This window comes from Pseudomonas sp. FW300-N1A1, from assembly GCF_058789115.1.
This window is the reverse complement of record NZ_JBYTBK010000007.1, coordinates 71,496-92,189: the sequence shown is the minus strand read 5'-3', so window position 1 is coordinate 92,189 and position 20,694 is coordinate 71,496. Positions and strand designations below refer to the sequence as shown.

Below are 20,694 nucleotides of genomic sequence, written 5' to 3'. Positions count from 1 at the left end.
TCAGCAGTCCAGTGGGTTGCGTTTTTCCGGGTTGATACCGAACTTGGCGATGGCTTCAGCCACGACCTTGGGTTCGATGTCACCGCGATCAGCCAGTGCTTCAAGGGCTGCCAACACCACGAAATGACGGTCGACTTCGAAGAAATGACGCAGTTTCTTGCGGCTGTCGCTGCGGCCGAAACCGTCGGTGCCCAGGACTTTGAATTCCTTGGACGGTACCCACTGACGGATCTGCTCGGCGAACAGTTTCATATAGTCGGTAGAGGCAATGACCGGACCTTTACGGCCGTTCAGGCACTCTTCAACGTAGCTCAACTTAGGCTTCTGGCCCGGGTGCAGGCGGTTGGTGCGCTCAACGGCCAGACCGTCGCGACGCAGTTCGTTGAAGCTGGTAACGCTCCACACGTCAGCGCCGACGTTGAACTCTTCACGCAGGATCTTCGCCGCTTCGCGGACTTCACGCAGGATGGTGCCGGAGCCCATCAGCTGAACGTGGTGCGCCGCTTCGCGGTTGTCTTCTTCGAGCAGGTACATGCCTTTCTTGATGCCTTCTTCGGCACCGGCCGGCATGGCTGGCTGCTGGTACGACTCGTTCATCACGGTGATGTAGTAGAAGACGTCCTGTTGCTCTTCGGTCATCTTCTGCATGCCGTCCTGAATGATCACCGCCAGCTCGTAGCCGTAGGTCGGATCGTAGGTGCGGCAGTTCGGGATGGTGGAAGCCAGCAGGTGGCTGTGACCGTCTTCGTGTTGCAGGCCTTCACCGTTCAGGGTGGTACGGCCGGCGGTGCCGCCGATCAGGAAGCCACGGGTACGGCTGTCGCCAGCGGCCCAGGCCAGGTCGCCGATACGCTGGAAGCCGAACATCGAGTAGAAGATGTAGAACGGCAGCATCGGCTGGTTGTGGCTGGAGTACGAAGTACCGGCCGCGATGAAGGAGCTCATGGCGCCCGCTTCGTTGATGCCTTCTTCGAGGATCTGGCCCTTCTGGTCTTCCTTGTAGAACATCACCTGGTCTTTATCGACTGGCTCGTAGAGCTGGCCGACGGACGAGTAGATGCCCAACTGACGGAACATGCCTTCCATACCGAAGGTACGGGCTTCGTCCGGGATGATCGGAACGATGCGCGGGCCGATTTCCTTGTCCTTGACCAGTTGCGCGAGGATTCGCACGAAGGCCATGGTAGTGGAGATTTCACGGTCGCCCGAGCCGTCCAGGATTGCCTTGAGGGTGTCCAGTGGCGGGGTCGGGATGCTGAAGCTCTTCGCACGACGCTGAGGCACGAAACCGCCCAGTGCGGTACGGCGCTCGCTCAGGTAACGGGCTTCGGCGCTGCCTTCTTCCGGTTTGAAGAACGGCAGGTTTTCGAGTTCGTCGTCTTTGACCGGGATGTCGAAACGATCGCGGAACAACTTCAGGCTGTCGACATCGACCTTCTTGGTGTTGTGCGCGGTGTTCTTCGCTTCGCCGGCGCCGGTGCCATAACCCTTGATGGTCTTGGCCAGGATGACGGTCGGTTGTTCTTTGTGGTTGACCGCTTCGTGGTAGGCCGCGTAGACCTTGTACGGGTCGTGGCCGCCACGGTTGAGTTTCCAGATCTCGTCGTCGGACAGGTCTTCAACCATCGCCTTGAGTTCCGGCGTGTTGAAGAAGTGTTCACGCACGAATGCGCCGTCTTTGGCTTTGTAGTTCTGGTACTCGCCGTCGATGACTTCGTCCATGCGGCGTTGCAGGATGCCGTCGACGTCCTTGGCCAGCAGTGGGTCCCAGAAACGGCCCCAGATGACTTTGGTCACGTTCCACTGAGCACCGCGGAACACGCCTTCGAGTTCCTGGATGATCTTGCCGTTGCCGCGAACCGGGCCGTCGAGGCGCTGCAGGTTGCAGTTGATGACGAAGATCAGGTTGTCCAGCTTCTCGCGGCCGGCCAGGGAGATGGCGCCCAGGGATTCCGGCTCGTCGCACTCGCCGTCGCCCAGGAAGCACCAGACTTTCTGTTTGCCTGGCTGGATGAAGCCTCGGTGTTCCAGGTACTTCATGAAACGTGCCTGGTAGATCGCCTGGATCGGGCCCAGACCCATGGATACGGTCGGGAACTGCCAGAAGTCAGGCATCAGCCAAGGGTGCGGATAGGACGACAAGCCCTGGCCGTCGACTTCCTGGCGGAAGTTGTTCATCTGGTCTTCGGTGATGCGGCCTTCCATGAACGCACGGGCGTAAACGCCTGGCGAGGTGTGACCCTGGAAGTAGATCAGGTCGCCGCCGTGTTCGTCGGTCGGGGCCTGGAAGAAGTAGTTGAAGCCGATGTCATACAGGGTTGCGCTGGAGGCGAAGCTGGAGATGTGACCGCCCAGGTCAGAATCTTTCAGGTTCGTACGCATCACCATGGCCATCGCGTTCCAGCGTACCAACGAGCGAATGCGGCGTTCCATGAACAGGTCGCCAGGCATGCGTGCTTCGTGGGTCACGGGGATGGTGTTGCGGTACGGCGTGGTGATGGCGTAAGGGAGCTGCGAGCCACTGCGGGTCGCAAGTTCGCCCATACGGGTCATCAGATAGTGAGCACGGTCTTCGCCTTCTTTGTCGAGAACCGATTCCAGGGCGTCCAGCCATTCCTGGGTTTCGACGGGATCGAGGTCTTGCATGGCTTGCTCCAGGGCGGAAAGGCTACCAGAATCGGTTGCCTGAGTTAGCGACTGGCCTTGTGGGCAGACGTTATGAATTCTTGGATTGCCGGTAGGTTGACTCGGCGGCGTGTAGTTTTACTACAAATCGTCGGCCATTTCAGCCTTTCGAATGTATATACGAGTAGTAAAACTACAGAAGTACGGCTTGTGGCCTCCTGTTTCGTTGTGAGAATAATCGTTACTCTTGGTCTTTAGCCAACCAGAAAAGGTAAAAGCTTGATGCTGGCTACCAAAAAAACAGACATTTCAGCTATTTCTAACTTTTGTTCGACAGTCCTTTGCGTAGTGCATTTGATGCGATCACTACAGACCGCCCCTTCTACGCCGATCAAGGATAGACCATGAGCCTCCCTTCGCTTGCCCCGCTGCCCGCCATTCTCCTGCCGTTTGTCAGCCGCGCCGAGCAATCCTTTCGCGCCGCCGTCGCCGCGCTGGATAACGATCATGGCCTGTCTTCCTGGACGCCTGAACGCTGGGCGGACTTCGCCCGGGTAACGGCCGCCAGCGACTTTGTCATTGAACAGTGCGTGCGTGATCCCTTGATGCTGCTCACGCTTGCCCAGTCCGGGGAACTGGATCGCGCCTTCGCCCCCGGCGAGCTGTGCGGGCAAATCGCCGCCGCCGCGCAAAGTGCCGCCACGGATGATGAGTTGGGCCGGGTCCTGCGTCGTCAGCGCAATCGGCAGCAGGTGCGGATTGTCTGGCGTGACCTGACCCGCCAGGCCGACCTGGTCCAGACGTGCCGCGACCTGTCCGACATGGCCGATGCCTGCATCGATCAGGCCTATCAATGGTTGTACCAGCGCCACTGCCAGCAATTTGGTACGCCCATGGGCTGGCGCAGCGGCGAGCCGCAGCAGATGGTGATTCTGGGCATGGGCAAGCTCGGTGCGGTGGAGCTCAACCTGTCCTCCGACATCGACCTGATCTTCGCCTACCCCGAGGGTGGCGAAACGGTTGGGGTGAAGCGGGCGCTGGACAACCAGGAGTTCTTCATTCGCCTGGGGCAGCGCTTGATCAAGGCGCTGGACCCGATCACCGTCGATGGTTTTGTCTTCCGCGTCGACATGCGCCTGCGCCCCTACGGCTCGTCCGGTGCACTGGTGCTCAGCTTCAATGCACTGGAACAGTATTACCAGGACCAGGGCCGCGACTGGGAGCGCTACGCGATGATCAAGGCGCGGGTGGTGGCCGGTGATCAGCAGGCGGGCGCGCAATTGCTCGACCTGCTGCGTCCCTTCGTCTATCGGCGTTACCTGGATTTCTCGGCGATTGAAGCGCTGCGCACCATGAAACAGCTGATCCAGCAGGAAGTGCGGCGCAAGGGCATGGCCGACAATATCAAGCTGGGGGCCGGCGGGATCCGGGAGGTCGAGTTTATTGCCCAGGCCTTCCAGCTGATTCACGGCGGCCGCGACCTGAGTCTACAGCAGCGTCCCCTATTAAAAGTCCTTGGCACGTTGGAGGGGCAGGGGTATTTGCCGCCGGCGGTCATCAGCGAGTTGCGCGAGGGCTATGAGTTCCTGCGTTACACCGAGCACGCGATTCAGGCGATTGCCGACCGGCAGACGCAAATGCTCCCCGACAGCGAGCAGGACCAGGCGCGCATTGCTTTTATGCTGGGGTTTGCCAATTGGACGGCGTTCCATGAGCAACTGATGTATTGGCGCGGTCGGGTCGACTGGCACTTTCGCCAAGTGATTGCCGATCCGGATGAAGAGGACGGCGAGGAAAGCGAAGTGGTGGTCGGCGGTGAGTGGCTGCCACTCTGGGAAGAAGCCCAGGACGAAGAGGCCGCTTGCCGCCAGTTGGAAGAGGGCGGCTTTGCCGATGCGCCCAAGGCGCTCAAGGCGCTCGCCGGTCTGCGTGGCAGTCCGCAGTTGCGAGCGATGCAGCGCCTGGGGCGCGAGCGTCTCGATGCCTTTATCCCCCGTTTGCTGGCCCAGGCCGTGGAGCACGCCAATCCGGACCTGGTGCTGGAGCGGGTGTTGCCACTGGTTGAAGCGGTGGCGCGGCGCTCGGCGTATCTGGTACTGCTCACGGAAAACCCTGGCGCGCTGCGTCGGTTGCTGACCTTGTGTGCGGCCAGTCCGTGGATTGCCGAGCAGATCACCCGCTTCCCGCTGCTGCTCGACGAGTTGCTCAATGAAGGCCGGCTGTTCAAGCCGCCGCTGGCACCGGAGCTGGCCGCCGAACTGCGTGAGCGCCTGACGCGCATCCCCGAGGATGACCTCGAGCAGCAGATGGAAGCCTTGCGCCATTTCAAGCTGGCGCACCGCTTGCGCGTGGCGGCCTCGGAAATTGCCGGCAGCCTGCCGTTGATGAAGGTCAGCGATTACCTGACCTGGCTCGCCGAAGCGATTCTGGAACAGGTGCTGGCGCTGGCCTGGCGGCAGACGGCAGCCAAGTATGGCGCGCCACAACGCCCCGACGGCACCCTGTGTGACCCGGGCTTTGTGATTGTCGGTTACGGCAAGGTCGGCGGGCTGGAGCTCGGACATGGTTCGGACCTGGACCTGGTGTTTATCCACGACGCAGACCCTGTGGCCGAAACCGATGGGCCCAAGCCCATCGATGGCGCGCAGTTCTTTACCCGGCTGGGCCAGCGGATCATTCATTTGCTGACCACTCAGACCAACTCCGGCCAGTTGTATGAAGTCGACATGCGCTTGCGGCCTTCGGGGGCGTCGGGGCTGCTGGTCAGCTCGCTCGGCGCGTTCGAGCGCTATCAGGAGAACGAAGCCTGGACCTGGGAGCATCAGGCGCTGGTGCGGGCGCGGGTGTTGGTGGGCAGTCAGGATGTTGGGCAGTCCTTCGAGAAGGTTCGTGCCAAGGTGCTGGGGCGTGCCCGGGACTTGTCCAAGCTGCGGCAGGAAGTCAGTGAGATGCGCGCCAAGATGCGCGACAACCTGGGGACCAAGAGCACCGCTGCCGGCACCGCTGCCAATGCCTTCGAAGCCACGGCGCCGTTTGATCTCAAGCAGGATGCCGGTGGTATCGTCGATATTGAATTTATGGTGCAATACGCTGCCCTGGCGTGGTCCGACACCCACCCTTCGCTGCTGCGTTATACGGATAATATCCGCATTCTGGAGGGGCTCGAGGAGGTCGGGTTGATGCCCGCCGAAGATGCCAGCCTGCTGCGAGAGGTCTATAAAGCCTATCGCTCCGCGGCGCACCGTCAGGCTTTGCAGAATGAAGCCGGGGTGGTGCCGGGGGATCAGTTTGCCGCCGAGCGGCGTGAGGTCCTGCGGATCTGGGCGTGGCTGGGTTTGAGCTGACGAGGCGCCGTCAGGCGGGGCAAGCAAAATGCAGGATTGCCGAGTGGCGTACACTACTCACATAAAGCCTGGATAAATAAGACGGGGAGGCCGCCAGGAAGACTGGTCATGCCTCCCCGCTCGTTTGTGGATAACTATGAGAATTCTGATCGTTGGGCCCAGTTGGGTCGGTGACATGGTGATGGCTCAGACACTCTTCCAGTGTCTGAAGCAGCGTCACCCACAGTGCGAGATCGACGTGCTGGCCCCCGAGTGGAGTCGGCCGATCCTCGAGCGCATGCCCGAAGTTCGCCAGGCCTTGAGCTTCCCGCTCGGTCATGGCGCGCTGGAGTTGGCGACGCGGCGTCGGATCGGCAAGTCCCTGGCCGGCCAGTACGATCAGGCAATCTTGCTGCCCAACTCGCTGAAGTCGGCGCTGGTGCCGTTTTTTGCCGGTATTGCCAAACGCACCGGTTGGCGTGGCGAGTTCCGCTACGGCCTGCTCAATGATGTGCGCACCCTGGATAAAGACCGTTACCCGCTGATGATCGAGCGTTTCATGGCGCTGGCATATGAGCCGGGTACCGAGTTGCCCACGCCGTACCCGCGTCCAAGCCTGCAAATCGATTCGACCAGCCGCCACGCCGCGCTGGCCAAGTTCGGCTTGACCCTTGACCGTCCGGTGCTGGCGCTGTGTCCAGGTGCCGAGTTTGGCGAAGCCAAGCGCTGGCCATCCGAGCACTACGCCAAGGTCGCCGAGACGAAGATTCGCGAAGGCTGGCAAGTCTGGCTGTTCGGCTCGAAAAACGATCACGCCGTCGGCGAAGACATCCGCGCGCGCTTGATTCCGGGCCTGCGTGAAGAGGCGACGAACCTCAGTGGCGGCACCTCGCTGGCCGAGGCCATCGACCTGATGTCCTGCGCTGACTCGGTGGTGTCCAACGACTCGGGCCTGATGCATGTGGCCGCCGCGCTGAACCGCCCGCTGGTGGCGATCTACGGTTCGACTTCGCCGGGCTTTACCCCGCCACTGGCCGAGCATGTCGAGATCGTGCGCCTGGGTATCGAATGCAGCCCTTGCTTTGATCGCACCTGCCGTTTTGGCCATTACAACTGCCTGCGTCAACTGACGCCGGATCCGGTGAACGATGCCTTGCAGCGACTGCAGGGCTCCGTGGTCGAGGTCCATTAAGTTGCGGGTACTGTTGATCAAGACCTCTTCGCTGGGTGACGTGATCCATGCGTTGCCAGCGCTGACCGATGCGGCGCGGGCAATCCCGGGGATCAAGTTCGACTGGGTGGTGGAAGAAGGCTTCGCCGAAATCCCGACCTGGCACCCGGCAGTGGACAAGGTGATTCCGGTGGCGATCCGTCGCTGGCGCAAGAACATCTGGCAAACCCTCAAGAGCGGTGAGTGGAAGCGCTTCAAGCAAAACGTGCGCGCGACAAAATATGATCTGGTGATCGATGCCCAGGGCCTGCTCAAGAGCGCCTGGCTGACACGCTATGTCAAAGCCCCGGTGGCCGGGCTGGACCAGCATTCGGCCCGTGAACCCCTGGCCGCGCGCTTTTACTCGCGGCGACTGGCGGTGGCACGCGGTCAGCATGCGGTCGAGCGCTTGCGCCAGCTGTTCGCGGTGGCGCTGGGCTACGACCTGCCGCAAGGCTTGGGTGACTATGGTCTGAACGTCGAGCGCCTGGTCGAACTGCCGCGCAAGAATCCCTATGTGCTGTTCCTGCACGGCACCACGTGGGACACCAAGCACTGGCCGGAAGCCTACTGGCGTGAACTGGCCGAGCGCATGGGGCAGATGGGCATGGCGGTGAAGCTGCCGTGGGGCAACCCAGCGGAGAAGGCGCGTGCCGAGCGTATCGCTCAGGGCCTGCGCAACGCCGAAGTGTTGCCCAAGCTGAACCTGGCCGGCGTGGCCAGGGTGCTGGCCGGCGCGCAGGCTTGCGTGGCGGTGGATACCGGTCTCGGCCATCTGGCCGCCGCGCTGGACGTGCCGACAGTGTCGCTGTTTGGCCCGACCAATCCGGGCCTGACGGGCGCCTATGGCAAGAGCCAGGTGCACATGGCGAGCGACTTCCCGTGCGCGCCCTGCCTGCAAAAGAAATGTACTTATCAACCGACGGCTGAAGATCAGCGTCGGTTCGATCTCAAGCGCGAGTGGCCGTTGTGCTTCACTCGCCTGAATCCCGAGCGTGTCGCGAGCCGACTGAGCACGATGTTAATGGCTGAGGAGCTGCGCTGATGCAATTGGCTTTTGTCCTTTATAAATATTTCCCGTTTGGCGGCTTGCAGCGTGATTTCATGCGCATTGCGTTGGAATGTCAGCAGCGAGGGCATCAAATTCGCGTTTACACGCTGATCTGGGAGGGGGATGTGCCTCCGGGTTTCGAAGTGCTGGTGGCGCCGGTCAAGGCGATCTTCAACCATCGACGCAACGAGAAGCTCAGTGCCTGGATGGCGGCCGACCTGGCCAAGCGTCCGGTGGACCGGCTGATCGGTTTCAACAAGATGCCGGGCCTGGACGTCTACTACGCCGCCGACGGCTGCTTTGAGGACAAGGCCCAGAACCTGCGCAACTCGTTGTACCGGCGCTGGGGTCGCTACCGGCACTTCGCCGAGTACGAGCGCGCGGTGTTTGCCAAAGACGCGAAAACCGAAGTGCTGATGATCTCCGAAGTGCAGCAGCCGCTGTTCATCAAGCATTACGACACACCTATCGAGCGCTTCCACCTGCTGCCGCCGGGGATTGCCCAGGACCGTCGGGCGCCGCCCAACGCCGCCGAGATTCGCGCGGATTTTCGCCGCGAATTCGCCTTGGGCGACGACGAATTGCTGCTGGTGCAAATCGGCTCCGGGTTCAAGACCAAGGGCGTCGATCGCAGCCTCAAGGCACTGGCTGCGCTGCCGGCGGAACTGCGTAAGCGCACCCGGTTGTTTGTTATCGGTCAGGACGACCCCAAAGTATTCCAGTTGCAGAGTGCTGCGCTGGGCCTTGGCGACAACGTGCAATTCCTCAAGGGGCGCAGCGATATTCCGCGCTTCCTGCTGGGCGCCGACCTCTTGATCCATCCGGCGTACAACGAAAATACCGGGACGGTGCTGCTTGAAGCGCTGGTGGCCGGTTTGCCGGTGCTGGTGAGTGCGGTGTGCGGTTATGCGCATTACATCGCCGAGGCCGATAGCGGCCTGGTGCTGGACGAGCCATTTGAGCAGGCGCAGCTCACGCAGTACCTGACGACCATGTTGAGCGATGACGCAGCGCGTGCGGCCTGGAGCCGTAATGGCTTGGCGTTCGCCGACACGGCCGACCTCTACAGCATGCCGCAACATGCGGCGGATGTGATTCTGGCGGAGCAACACTGATGAAGTTGATTCTTGCCGAACCGTTCAAGAGCCTTTGGGCTGGACGCGATGCGTTCACCGAAGTCGAAGGCCTGAAGGGCGAGGTTTACCGTGAGCTCGAAGCTCGCCGTACCCTGCGCACTGAAGTGGGCGGGAACGGGTTTTTCGTGAAAATTCACCGTGGTATTGGCTGGGGCGAAATCTTCAAGAATCTGCTCACCGCCAAGTTGCCGGTTCTGGGCGCGGGCCAGGAATGGCGGGCGATCCAGCGCTTGCAGGAAGCCGGTGTGCCCACCATGACCGCCGTCGCTTATGGCGAGCGGGGTAGCAATCCGGCCGACCAGCACTCGTTCATCGTCACCGAAGAGCTGGCACCGACGGTCAGCCTGGAAGACTTCAGCCTCGATTGGCTCAAGCAGCCACCTGCACCGAGGCTCAAGCGTGCGCTGATTGCTGAAGTGGCGCGCATGACCGGCATGATGCACCGCGCTGGGGTCAACCACCGCGACTGCTACATCTGCCACTTCCTGTTGCACACCGACAAGCCGGTCACGGCCGACGACTTCAAGCTTTCGCTCATCGACTTGCACCGCGCCCAGACCCGCCCGGCGATCACCAGGCGCTGGCGCAACAAGGACCTGGCGGCGCTGTACTTTTCGGCGCTGGACATTGGCCTGACGCGCCGCGACAAGCTGCGTTTCCTCAAGGGCTATTTCCTCCAGCCATTGCGCCAGATCCTGCGCGAAGAGGCGTCGTTGCTGGCCTGGCTCGACGGCAAGGCCAACAAGCTGTATGAGCGCAAGCAGCGCTATGGAGATGCGCTCTGATGCGGGCTTCGAGCCGCAAGACGCCGGTGGTGACATTTTTCGAGAGAAGCCAATGACTGACTTTCTGGCCGCTGACGACCGTGAACTGTTTGAACGCCACGGCCTGGCCACGTTCGATGCCCTGTGGGCCCGGGAGCTTGAGGCGGTGGATGAGCCCAACACCTCGGGTGGTGGCTGGAGCAGTGTGTTCCGGTTGGACCTGGAGGGTCACGGTTATTACCTCAAGCGTCAGAGCAATTACCTGATGCGAACCTTGCACCGCCCGTTCGGTGAGCCCAGTTTCGCTCGTGAGTTTCGCAACATCAGCCGTTACCGGCAGATGGGTATCCCGGCGCTGGAGGCGGTGTTTTTTGGCGAGCGCAAAGTCGACGGCGAGGTCAGGGCGATCTTGCTGACGCGTGCGCTGGATGGCTGGGACGATCTGGATTCGCTGCTGCAACAGTGGCCGCAGCTCAGTGATTCGCAGCAACAGGCCATCCTGCGTGCCTGCGGGGTGCTGGCGCGCCAACTGCACGGCGCGCGCCAGGCCCATGGGTGTTTTTATCCCAAGCACATCTTTTTGCAGGCGGCTGGCGACGACTACCGGGCGCAACTGATCGACCTGGAGAAAACCCGTCCCCTGCTGTTCGGTCAGCGTGATCGGGCCAAGGACCTGGAGCCATTGCTGCGGCGGGCGCCGATCTGGAGTACCGGGGATGTCCGGCTGTTGCTGGCGGCCTACCTGGATCAACCCGTCGACAGTGCCCTGGTGGATGCCTGGCTCGGGCGCTTGTCCGCTCGACGCAGTCACAAGGGAGTGCGTTGATGCGGTTGTCAGGGCTGAAAGGCGCCGGGCGTACGCCAAGCCTGCCGTTGAGTGTCGAGTTGGCGGATGCCGCGGGCACGGCGCAGCTACAGTTGCTCAGTCTGTTGCGGGTGCTGCCAGGGCAGCGTTATGTCGGCGCGGGTATCTGGCGCGGGCGTCCGGTGCTGGCCAAGTTGCTGGTGGGCAGCAAGGCTGCGCGACATTTTCAGCGTGAGCTCGATGGCGTGCGTCTGCTCGCCGCCCAAGGTCTGACGACGCCATTGCTGCTGGCCGATGGCCTGAAAGACGGTGAGGGCGGTTGGCTGCTGTTCGAGTTTCTTGAAGGCGCCGAAAGCCTCGGCGATGCCTGGCAGGAGGTTGAAGCAAGGCCCGTGCTGGCGGATGAACAAGCAGCGGTCCTCGCCGAAGCACTGGCCGTCATCGGTCAGATGCACAGCAAGGGCCTGTGGCAGGCAGACCTGCACCTGGACAACCTGCTGCGTCACGACGGCAAGCTGTACTTGATCGACGGTGCCGGGATCCGCGTGGAGCAGGCTGGAAAGCCGCTGTCCCGGGAAAAGGTGCTGGAGAATCTTGGGGTGTTTTTCGCTCAGTTGCCCAAGTCCCTGGAGCCGTTCACCGAAGAGTTGCTCGTGCATTACCTGTTGAGCAATAGCGAGCACGCATTGCCTTTGGAGGCGTTGCAAAAGCAGGTGCGAAAGGTTCAAGGCTGGCGACTGAAGGACTTCCTGATCAAGGTTGGCCGTGACTGCTCGCTGTTCAGTGTGCAGCGCGGGGCGTTTGGCTTGCGCGCGATTCGCCGCGAAGAAGAAGCCGCCATGCTGCCGGTGCTGGAACAGGCCGATGCCTTGCTGGATCAGGGGCACTTGTACAAGACCGGCGGTGCGGCGAGCGTTGGCAAAGTCGAGGTGGCGGGTCGCACGCTGGTGGTCAAGCGCTACAACATCAAGGGTTTTGCCCACTGGCTCAAGCGTTTCTGGCGCCCGAGCCGGGCCTGGCATTCGTGGCGCGAAGGCAATCGCCTGGCCTTCCTCGGCATTGCGACGCCCAAGCCGCTGGCGCTGCTGGAAAAGCGTTTTTACTGGTTGCGCAGTCGGGCCTATCTGATCACCGAGTACCTGCCGGGGCCCGACATCATCGAGCGCTTTGCGCCCTACGTCGAGAGTGGCGAGGCGCCTGAAGCCGAGCTGCTGGCGCTGGACAAGCTGTTCGCCGAGTTGATCGCCGAACGGATCAGTCATGGCGACTTCAAGGGGCATAACCTGTTCTGGGACAAGGATCGCTGGTCGTTGATCGACCTGGATTCGATGTGTCAGCACCGCTCGTCCAGCAGTTTCGCCCCGGCGTATGCGCGGGATCGGGCGCGGTTCATGCGTAACTGGTCCGAGGATTCGGCGTTGTACCGGGTGATTGATCAGCGGTTGCCCAAGCAGGTTGATAGCGCTCATTGATGCGGACCGCAACAGGGCTCGTACTGTAGGAACCGGGCTGCCAGCAAAGGCGGCCCTCACACCCCGGGTGCCGGGCCTCCCGAAGGGGTGGGTGGAGCAATAGCCAAAGCCATGGCAACGCGCTGTCACTGGCGATGTTTGTGTGACAAACAACCTCTGGGTCACTTCCACCATCTTTACGCTATAATCCCGCCCTTTAGCTGCTTCTTGCCTTTGTGCAGGAGCACATTATTTCCAGGCGCGTGTCGCCTGCATGCAGACTAAAGAGGCTAGACCCCTGTGGCATTGACGATTCTTGGCCTGTCCGGCGCCCTTAGCCATGATCCTTCCGCAGCCCTGTACATCGACGGCAAGCTGGTCGCGGCTGCTGAAGAAGAGCGCTTCGTACGCGATAAACATGCAAAGAACCGCATGCCTTACGAATCGGCGAAGTTCTGCCTGGAGCAGGCGGGCATCAAGCCTTCCGACGTTGACGTGGTAGCGATTCCGTTCGCTCCGATCAGCCTGTTCGGCAAGGCCCGCTGGCAGTACGCCAAGCGTTACTGGTACGCCCCGGACCGTGCACTCGACGCGATCCTGATGGGCAACCGTCGCTACAAGCGCTATCGCAACAAAATCGTCTGGTGCCTGGAGCAACTGGGTTTTGATCCGAAGAAGATCAAGATCGAGCCGGTCGAACACCACCTGGCCCACGCCTCCAGCGCTTATCACTGCTCCGGTTTCAAAGAGAAAACCGCGATCTTGGGCATCGACGGCAAGGGCGAGTACGCCACGACCTTCTTCGGCTACGGCGAAAACGGCAAGATCCACAAGATCAAGGAATTCTTCGATCCGGACTCCCTCGGCGGCCTGTACGGCGCGATCACCGAGTTCCTCGGTTTCGACATGCTCGACGGTGAGTTCAAGGTCATGGGCATGGCGCCGTACGGCGACGCCAGCAAATACGATTTCTCGCGCCTGGCTTCGTTCGAAAACGGTGAGCTGGTAATCAACACCGACTACGCCAACGTCATCGGCCTGCGTCGCTACAAAGAGAAGGGCAAGGGTTACTACTTCTCGCCGAAGCTGATCGAGTGGCTGGGTCCAAAGCGCGAAGGCGACATCGCCGACGAGCCTTACATCCACTACGCCGCCAGCATTCAAGCGCTGTTCGAAAAAATTTCGCTGCAGATGATCGACTACTACCTGGGCGACGTGCTCAAGGAAACCGGCAAACTGGCCTATGCCGGTGGCTGTGCGTTGAACGTCAAGCTGAACCAGAAAATCATCGCCCGCGACGACGTCAAAGAGCTGTTCGTCCAGCCTGCATCCGGCGATGCCGGCACAGCAGTCGGCGCGGCAGCCTATGTGTCCCACGCCCGTGGCGTACCGGTCGAGAAGATGGAGCACGTCTACCTCGGCCCGTCGTACAGCAACGAAGACGTGATCGCGGCCTGCGCCCGCCATGCCGACAAGCCGAAATGGCGCAAGCTCGACAACATGCCGGAGCAGATCGCCAAAATCATGGTCGAGGGCAACCCGGTAGCCTGGTTCCAGGGCCGCATGGAGTTTGGTCCGCGTGCCTTGGGCGGTCGTTCGATCATCGGTTGCCCGAGCATTGCGGGCGTGGCTGACCGGATCAACCACCAGATCAAGTTCCGCGAGCGCTGGAGGCCTTTCTGCCCGTCGATGCTCGACACCGTGGCGCCGCAGATGATCAAGATCGATCACCCAGCCCCCTTCATGACCTTCACCTTTGAAGTGGCTGAAGAGTGGAAAACCCGTGTGCCGGAAGTCGTCCATGAGGACGGTACGTCCCGTGCCCAGGTGCTCAAGCGCGAATACAACCCGCGCTACTACGACATGATGAAAGCGCTGGAAGTGCTGACCGGTAACGGCGTGTCGCTGAACACCTCGCTGAACCGCCGTGGCGAGCCGATGATCTGCTCGCCGACGGACGCCCTGAACATGTTCTTCGGTTCCGATCTACAGTATCTGATCATGGAAGACATTCTGGTGGTCAAAGACGGCGCGGACGCTTATGACACGCTCGGCTGAGCGCCATGTGCTGCAGTTCTGCCACGGCTATGACGGGCCGTTCCTGGACTGTGCCCGTCAGTACGCCAGCCTGTTCGCAGGGTCTGGTTATCGCGTGACCACGGTGTTTCTCACCGGGGTTGCCGATGCCGACATTGCCGCAGGCTGTGCGTCTGATGAAGTGCTGTTCATGGAGTACAGCTCCAAGGCCATTCGTGGCCTGAAGCTGTCGGCGATTGCCGATCTGCGCAAGATCGCCCAGTCGCGCAATTTCAGTTTCTGTATCGCCCACCGGTTCAAGCCGATCTATATCGCCTTGCTTGGTACATCCTTGCCGGTGATCGGCGTGCATCATGCCTTTGGTGATTACCAGCGGCGCACGCGTCAGCTGTTCGCCCATGTTTTTCGCAAGCGCCTGAGCCTGCTCGGGGTTTCCGATGCCGTGCGCGACGACATGCGTCGTTGCTTGCCTAAATGGCCTGCCGCGCGGATTCAAACACTCTACAACCGCATCGATGTCGATGCCTTGCAAGCCAGCCAGGTGTCTTTCGATGAGGCGCGTGATGCCCTGGGCCTGTCGCCAGACGCATGGGTAGTCGGCAACGTTGGCCGCCTGCACCCCGACAAGGACCAGGCGACCTTGCTCCATGGCTTTGCCCTGGCATTGCCGCGCCTGCCGCTCGACAGTCAACTGGCGATCCTGGGCAGTGGGCGTCTGGAACAGGACCTCAAGGAACTGGCCCGCGAACTTGGCATTGGTGATCGCGTGCTGTTTCTCGGCCAGGTGCCGGACGCACGGCGCTATTTCCGTGCCTTTGATGTGTTTGCCTTGAGTTCCGACCACGAACCGTTCGGCATGGTGCTGCTCGAAGCCATGACGGCGGGCGTGCCGTTGCTGGCCACCGCGTGCGGTGGGGCGAAGGAAGTGGTCGAAGGTGTCGGTATTCTGTTCCCGCTGGGGGATGCCGAACATCTGGCGCAAGGGCTGCAGCACCTGGCCGTGATGGATCAGCGCGAGCGCCAGATATGTGCCGAGATGATGCTTGAGCGCTTGCGTGAGCGCTTTTCGGATCTTGCGGTACGCGATGCGTTCTGGCGCCTGCCGCATGTCATTGAACTGACGGCGAGGGCTTGATGCTCAACCGATTTCAAGGCTGGCGCGAGCGTGGCTGGTCCGTTGTCGATGCGTCGACCTACAGCGATGCCTGGCAGCGCTTTGGTGGCAGTGTCGCGACTCATCCGCTGGTGGTCGAGCGTCTGGCTCATCTGGCCGGTATCCCGGTGCGTTACCTGGCCTGGGAGCAGGGCGGCGAGCTGAAAGCGTCGATTCCGACCTGGGGGCGCGATCTGGCACTGTCCAAGGATGTGCTCAAGCGTCACGGCAAGAAGGGCTTGTTCGATCTCGGCAATGCCGAGTTGATCCTGCCGGCGGCACCCGATACCCAAGCCATGCTGCGTCATCGCGCGCGTTATCTGTCGGCGCTCAATGAAGGTCGTTTTGCCGGCCTCAAGTTGCAGGCCGAACAGTTGGCCATGGCACGCACACCTGAAGAGCTGTCGAAAAAATTCCGCTACAACCAGCGCCGTGAACTGCGCCTGCTGGAGGAAGCGGGTGGCGTCGTGCGGCCGGTCAGCGACTTCACCAGCCAGGAGCTGGCGGCGATTTACTGCGATCTGTTCCAGCGCCGCTGGGGTTTCCCGGCCACTGGCGCGGCACGGATGGGCGAAGTGCTCGAGTTGCTGCGCGAGTTGCTGATCGGCTCGGTGATCTTCCTCAACGATGCACCCATTGCGATTCAGTTGGTGTACCGAGTGGAGGCGCCGCAGTGGATCAGCATCGAGTACATCAATGGCGGCGTTGACCCCGAAACCCGTGAATTCAGCCCCGGCAGCGTGTTGAGCTTCCTCAATACCCAAAGCGCCTGGGAGCAGGCAAGGTCCATCGACAAGCCACTGCGCTTCTCATTTGGCCGTGCTGATCGCGAGTACAAGGACCGTTGGTGCAACCCGGTGCCGGTCTTCACCGTATGAGCCAGCCCATGAGCCGCAAACAACAACTGCTCAAGCGTCATCGCCGCAACAAGCGCCTTGGCCTGTTGGTCGCCCTGGTGCTGCTGATCGTTGTCGGCGTACTGGTTGCCTGGTGGCTGCCGCTGGTACTGGCGGTCGTGGCCTGGGTGGCCCATGAGGCATGGTTTGCCGACCATCTGTTCTACTCTCCCAACGATGACTACCAGTACAGCTTCCCGCCGTACACGGCGCAACCCAAGGTACGCCTGGACGGTGATCGCTTGCTGCTGGACGACGGCGTCATGCTGGCCGATGACACCACGTTGATCCTGGCGTTGCGGGTCAAGAGCACCTGGCTGGGGCGGTTTATCGATCCGCTGGTGACGCTGATCGGCGGTGACCACCCGGATCGGCAAACCTTCGAGCGTGGGGTAAACGGCCTGCGTTATCTCAATCTCAGTGGTCAGGCGCCTGTGCTTTCCCAAGGGCAATTGCGGGTGCGCGGGCGTTTCTGTCGCGTGCTGGGTGAGCCGGTGCTCTGGTCATTCGAGCAGCCAGACTATCGCCAGCAACGGGTGATGGTGATTGCGCCCCATGCCGACGATGCTGAACTGGCCGCATTCGGCTTGTACAGCCAGGCCGCCGACACCTGGATTGTCACGCTGACGGCCGGTGAAATTGAAGCCGGGCACTATCAACAGATGGGCCTGAATGCCGTCGAGGCCTCGCGGCTCAAGGGCCGTCTGCGGGCCTGGGACAGTATTGCCGTGCCGCGCTGGGCCGGAGTGCCTGAGGCACAGTGCGTACAGCTGGGCTATTTCTGCCTGCAGTTGCCGGCCATGCAGGCTGCACCGCATCAGCCCGTCGGGTCTCGCGAAGCGGATCTGGTCGATGTTCGCCCGTTTCGTCAGCTCAACGCGTTTGCGTTGCCAGCGGACCTCGATGGCCAACCGACCTGGAACAACCTGTTGGCGGATTTGCGCGCGCTATTGCTCAAGGCGCGCCCTGAGGTGATTGTGCTGCCCCACACCTCCCTCGATCCCCATCCCGATCACATCTGCGCACAGCAAGCTGTACTGGAGGCTTTGAACGGTCTTGAATGGCAGCCTGCGGCCGTGCTCGGCTACGCTAATCACCTGCATGACAATGACCGCTGGCCCATGGGCGACTCGGGGGCCGGGATAGCATTGCCACCGGTGTTTGACCCGGCTCAGGTATTGCACCCTTACTGTTTGTCACTGTCGATCGAGCAACAGCGTGACAAGGCGATGGCGCTGGGGATGATGCATGACTTGCAGCCCCCCGCACCCTTCAAGCGCCGCTTGCGTCGCGGGCTACAGCGGGTATTGGCGGGGCGTTCGGGGTCGCCCTATGGCGAAAACGAGTTCTTTCGCAAGGCTGTGCGCCGCCACGAGCTGTTCTGGCGTTTGTAAGTTGATAGTGCGTGAAGTATTTCTACTGACCCGGCAGGTGACTCCCTGCGCTCTTTTCGGCCGTTGTGCGCTGTAAGGAAGACGATGAAAGTTCTGTTTCTGGTGCAGAAAGAACAGCGGGCCATCCTGGACCGCTTGTATGAGGGCGTGGCGGCTCATTGCGAGTGCGACCTGCGCTGGCTGAGCAGTGACGAGCAGCGCAACCTGCGCCGCTACTTCCGTCGTGAAGTGGATGTGTCGCGTTATGACCGCATCGTATTTTTCCTGCGCTTCAAGCAGGAAATCCGCCAGGTGAGCTTTATTCGCAGCATCCCCAACCTGGTGATTCTCGAACACGATGCCTACCAGAACTACATCCCTTGCAAGTACACCGGCAAGTTCAGTGCGCACTACCGCAGGCTGCCTTGGGCGCGAGTGATCAGTTCCGGCTTTGTGGTCGCCGAGCGTCTGCGCGAGGAGGGCTTCGACGCGGTGTTCGTGCCCAAGGGCTATGATCAGAGCTTGTTGCAGGATCAAGGGGGCGAACGGGATATCGAGCTGGCGTTCGTCGGCAGTACCAACAGCGTCGCCTACAGCGGTCGTAAAGCACTGCTCGACGAGTTGGCGAGTGTCGAGCCCTTGGTGGTAACCCGTACCAAGTCCGGTGATGAGTATCGCGACACGCTCAACCGTATCCGGTTTTTCGTCAGTGCCGACGTGGGCATGGGCGAGTTCATGATCAAGAATTTTGAAGCGATGGCCTGCGGTTGCGTGCTTTTGGCCTACGATCAGGGAGAGGCGGAAAGCCGCGCCCTGGGGCTGCAGGACATGCACAACATCGTGTTCTATCGTGACATTGCGCAGTTGCAGGAAAAGCTCGCCCGGTTGCGTGCCGATCCTGAACTGGCGGCGAACATTGCCCGTAACGGACGGGATCTGGCGGTCAGCCAGTTCAGCTTTGCGCGGGTTGGCCAGCGTATCGTGGAAGAGCTCCAGCCGGCGTTGCGGCCTCGAGCGCCATTGAGCCTGCTCGAGCAATGGCGCCAGAAGCTGGGCATTTGACAGGGCGTTGCCAGCGATTGAAAGCACGTGTAATCAAAACGGCCAGGCATAGGGCATTGTTGAGGCTCAGCAGTGTCGCAAGCCGATGTGAAAAAGGGCTCCCCGCTCGATGAGTATCCTCAATGTCATGTGGTCCGGTGGTTCAGCCTTTGCTTCGGTGCACAAGGTTCATCGGCAGATACTGGCTCAGGTGGATCCCGGCACTCCGGTCAATACCTGGCTGTTGAAGGGCGATGTGCGGGGTTGTTCCGCCGATATTGGCCAGTCCCGCGAATGGCATCTCTCCTCTGCCCAGCTCAAGGGCAAGCATGTCTGGACGCTGCTCAAGCCATGGCTGCAGCGGCGTTTCTATCAGGCCCTCAAGGGCACTGATGTACAGGTAGTGTTGCTTGATGGCTTGGGTACGGCCCGAGCGTTGTTGCCGGTTCTGAAAAAACTACCGCAACTGCGGGCCGTGGTGCTCTTTCACGGGGAAACCCGGATCAAGGCGGCAGATCGTACCTTGCTGCGCCAACTCCCTCCTGCGCAACTGACCGTCGCGGCGGTCTCCCAAACCTTGGCCAACTCCCTTGAGAGGGACCTGCAGGTCCCGGTCGTCACGCTACGCAGCGCGCTTGACCCGACGGACTTCCGCTCCCGGTTGCTGTCCCGCGACCAGGCCCGTGCCCGGCTGCAATTGCCCGTCGATGACACGCCAGTCGTGGGGGCTGTGGGTCGCCTGGTCGGTAACAAGGGGTTTGCGTGTTTGATCGAAGCCTTTGCCAAGGCTTTGGAGCAACGTCCGCAGATGCACCTGGTGATCGTCGGCGAAGGTCAGGCGCGTACCGCGTTGCAAGAGCAGATCAGTCGGCTCGGTTTGCGCGACAGGATTTCGATGCCAGGGCATCTGGATGATGCCGCAACGCTGTATCGGGCTTTCGACTGGGTGGCTATCCCGTCGCTGGAAGAAGGCCTTGGCCTGATTCTGCAAGAAGCGGTGCTGGCGGGTGTTCCGGTCCTGACCAGCGAGCTGGCGGTGTTTCGCGAGCAGTTGGCGCAGGCGGGTTGGTACGCCACGACAGAAGATCCGAATGCCTGGAGCGCGGCGCTGATCCAAGCTTTCGACGTCGCTCCCGGACAGGTCGCAGAGGACCAATCCGCTGTACTCTCTCCAGGAGGCACCTGGCAGGAGTTCTGTCAGGCTGCCCGGAGCCTGCTGTCATGCCGACAGTAGGGACTGTTCCAGTGACTGCATTGGAAAGCTCTTGTTCAGTTTCTCTCGGTCAATATAGCGCGCGAAGTGCTGCAGGTTGCGCTTGACTAGATGGTGCGGCAACGGCCCACGGAGGAAACGCATGTCGGCGACATCGATCAGGCCGTACTGGTTGTCGGGTGTCACCACGATGTTGCCCAGGTGCAGGGAGCGGAAGTAGACCCCGGCGCTGTGCAGCTGGCGAATGAACACAGTCAGTGCAGGTAGCGACTGTTGCCAGTCGAAGCCGTCTTTCCCCGCGATCTGGCGCAGCGTTTCCCCTGGCAGGGGGCGGTAGAGGACGGCGGTCATGCCAGGTGTTTCCAGTTGATGGAACTGGAGTGCCCGCAAGGTTGGAATCCCTATCTTTTCCAGCTGCACGGCATTGTCGATGAAACGCTTGGAGTAAGGGCGAAGCAGTGCCGAGGAGAGCAGTCGCTTGCGACGAAACAGTTTAAGGATGTTCCCGTCCGGCAAAAGGAAGACTTTCGGGCCGAAGCTGTCCGCTTCTAGTACTCTGGCGCCGTCAACCAATTGATTTAAAGCGGCATTGGGAAGCCGGGAGCATTGCATGGAG

General features: G+C 61.3%; 15 protein-coding genes. 13 read left to right on the top strand and 2 right to left on the bottom strand.

Features of this window, described 5'->3' with window-relative positions; genetic code table 11:
* Window positions 1-2,646, bottom strand: coding sequence for a pyruvate dehydrogenase (acetyl-transferring), homodimeric type (gene aceE, locus AC3WQN_RS07795; protein WP_103398903.1), 2,646 nt, complete (start codon window positions 2,644-2,646; stop codon window positions 1-3).
* 383 nt (window positions 2,647-3,029) lie between these two features.
* Here aceE and glnE point away from each other — a divergent pair, with 383 nt between their 5' ends.
* The 13 genes from glnE to AC3WQN_RS07730 all read left to right on the top strand — a co-directional run bounded on the left by glnE (window position 3,030) and on the right by AC3WQN_RS07730 (window position 20,099).
* The gene (glnE, locus tag AC3WQN_RS07790; RefSeq protein ID WP_103398904.1) at window positions 3,030-5,969 is read left to right on the top strand and encodes a bifunctional [glutamate--ammonia ligase]-adenylyl-L-tyrosine phosphorylase/[glutamate--ammonia-ligase] adenylyltransferase; all 2,940 of its coding nucleotides are present in this window, start codon (window positions 3,030-3,032) and stop codon (window positions 5,967-5,969) included.
* A 136-nt stretch (window positions 5,970-6,105) separates the two neighbouring features.
* Window positions 6,106-7,140, top strand: coding sequence for a lipopolysaccharide heptosyltransferase II (waaF, locus tag AC3WQN_RS07785; protein ID WP_103398905.1), 1,035 nt, complete (start codon window positions 6,106-6,108; stop codon window positions 7,138-7,140).
* Window position 7,141: 1 nt separating this feature from the next.
* Complete coding sequence (gene rfaC / locus AC3WQN_RS07780; protein ID WP_103398906.1) at window positions 7,142-8,203, top strand: lipopolysaccharide heptosyltransferase RfaC; 1,062 nt, start codon at window positions 7,142-7,144, stop codon at window positions 8,201-8,203.
* Entirely contained in the window at window positions 8,203-9,324 is a 1,122-nt protein-coding gene (locus AC3WQN_RS07775) for a glycosyltransferase family 4 protein (RefSeq protein ID WP_103398907.1), read from the top strand. The genes rfaC and AC3WQN_RS07775 overlap by 1 nt, the downstream gene beginning before the upstream one ends.
* Window positions 9,324-10,130, top strand: coding sequence for a lipopolysaccharide core heptose(I) kinase RfaP (gene rfaP / locus AC3WQN_RS07770; RefSeq protein ID WP_103398908.1), 807 nt, complete (start codon window positions 9,324-9,326; stop codon window positions 10,128-10,130). The genes AC3WQN_RS07775 and rfaP overlap by 1 nt, the downstream gene beginning before the upstream one ends.
* Window positions 10,131-10,182: 52 nt before the next feature.
* On the top strand, window positions 10,183-10,935 hold the full coding sequence (locus AC3WQN_RS07765) for a lipopolysaccharide kinase InaA family protein (protein ID WP_103398964.1): 753 nt from the start codon (window positions 10,183-10,185) through the stop codon (window positions 10,933-10,935).
* The gene (locus AC3WQN_RS07760) at window positions 10,935-12,386 is read left to right on the top strand and encodes a lipopolysaccharide kinase InaA family protein (protein WP_103398909.1); all 1,452 of its coding nucleotides are present in this window, start codon (window positions 10,935-10,937) and stop codon (window positions 12,384-12,386) included. The genes AC3WQN_RS07765 and AC3WQN_RS07760 overlap by 1 nt, the downstream gene beginning before the upstream one ends.
* A gap of 279 nt (window positions 12,387-12,665) precedes the next feature.
* Window positions 12,666-14,423 (top strand): carbamoyltransferase family protein, encoded by a 1,758-nt coding sequence (locus tag AC3WQN_RS07755; protein WP_103398910.1) that lies wholly within the window; start codon window positions 12,666-12,668, stop codon window positions 14,421-14,423.
* Complete coding sequence (locus AC3WQN_RS07750) at window positions 14,407-15,537, top strand: glycosyltransferase (RefSeq protein WP_103398911.1); 1,131 nt, start codon at window positions 14,407-14,409, stop codon at window positions 15,535-15,537. The genes AC3WQN_RS07755 and AC3WQN_RS07750 overlap by 17 nt, the downstream gene beginning before the upstream one ends.
* Window positions 15,537-16,433 carry an antimicrobial resistance protein Mig-14 gene (locus tag AC3WQN_RS07745; protein WP_103398912.1) on the top strand — a complete coding sequence of 299 codons (897 nt, stop codon included), beginning with the start codon at window positions 15,537-15,539 and terminating at the stop codon, window positions 16,431-16,433. The genes AC3WQN_RS07750 and AC3WQN_RS07745 overlap by 1 nt, the downstream gene beginning before the upstream one ends.
* An 8-nt stretch (window positions 16,434-16,441) precedes the next feature.
* Window positions 16,442-17,845 carry a PIG-L deacetylase family protein gene (locus AC3WQN_RS07740; RefSeq protein WP_103398913.1) on the top strand — a complete coding sequence of 468 codons (1,404 nt, stop codon included), beginning with the start codon at window positions 16,442-16,444 and terminating at the stop codon, window positions 17,843-17,845.
* Window positions 17,846-17,929: 84 nt separating this feature from the next.
* Window positions 17,930-18,886, top strand: a complete 957-nt coding sequence (locus AC3WQN_RS07735) for a glycosyltransferase family protein (RefSeq protein ID WP_103398914.1) — start codon at window positions 17,930-17,932, stop codon at window positions 18,884-18,886.
* 109 nt (window positions 18,887-18,995) lie between these two features.
* A complete protein-coding gene (locus tag AC3WQN_RS07730) occupies window positions 18,996-20,099 on the top strand; it encodes a glycosyltransferase (RefSeq protein ID WP_103398915.1) in 1,104 nt (367 codons plus the stop codon).
* Here AC3WQN_RS07730 and AC3WQN_RS07725 read toward each other — a convergent pair.
* Window positions 20,085-20,690: a BUD32 family EKC/KEOPS complex subunit gene (locus AC3WQN_RS07725; protein ID WP_103398916.1), complete on the bottom strand. Its 606-nt coding sequence runs from the start codon at window positions 20,688-20,690 to the stop codon at window positions 20,085-20,087. The genes AC3WQN_RS07730 and AC3WQN_RS07725 overlap by 15 nt on opposite strands.
* Window positions 20,691-20,694 lie beyond the last annotated feature (4 nt).

Coding starts and splice junctions, on each gene's coding strand:
- AC3WQN_RS07765 (WP_103398964.1), top strand. CDS start 10,183: ATGACTGACTTTCTGGCCGCTGACGACCGTGAACTGTTTGAACGCCAC.
- AC3WQN_RS07775 (WP_103398907.1), top strand. CDS start 8,203: ATGCAATTGGCTTTTGTCCTTTATAAATATTTCCCGTTTGGCGGCTTG.
- aceE (WP_103398903.1), bottom strand. CDS start 2,646: ATGCAAGACCTCGATCCCGTCGAAACCCAGGAATGGCTGGACGCCCTG.
- rfaP (WP_103398908.1), top strand. CDS start 9,324: ATGAAGTTGATTCTTGCCGAACCGTTCAAGAGCCTTTGGGCTGGACGC.
- glnE (WP_103398904.1), top strand. CDS start 3,030: ATGAGCCTCCCTTCGCTTGCCCCGCTGCCCGCCATTCTCCTGCCGTTT.
- AC3WQN_RS07760 (WP_103398909.1), top strand. CDS start 10,935: ATGCGGTTGTCAGGGCTGAAAGGCGCCGGGCGTACGCCAAGCCTGCCG.
- AC3WQN_RS07740 (WP_103398913.1), top strand. CDS start 16,442: ATGAGCCGCAAACAACAACTGCTCAAGCGTCATCGCCGCAACAAGCGC.
- AC3WQN_RS07745 (WP_103398912.1), top strand. CDS start 15,537: ATGCTCAACCGATTTCAAGGCTGGCGCGAGCGTGGCTGGTCCGTTGTC.
- waaF (WP_103398905.1), top strand. CDS start 6,106: ATGAGAATTCTGATCGTTGGGCCCAGTTGGGTCGGTGACATGGTGATG.
- AC3WQN_RS07730 (WP_103398915.1), top strand. CDS start 18,996: ATGAGTATCCTCAATGTCATGTGGTCCGGTGGTTCAGCCTTTGCTTCG.
- AC3WQN_RS07725 (WP_103398916.1), bottom strand. CDS start 20,690: ATGCAATGCTCCCGGCTTCCCAATGCCGCTTTAAATCAATTGGTTGAC.
- AC3WQN_RS07735 (WP_103398914.1), top strand. CDS start 17,930: ATGAAAGTTCTGTTTCTGGTGCAGAAAGAACAGCGGGCCATCCTGGAC.
- AC3WQN_RS07750 (WP_103398911.1), top strand. CDS start 14,407: ATGACACGCTCGGCTGAGCGCCATGTGCTGCAGTTCTGCCACGGCTAT.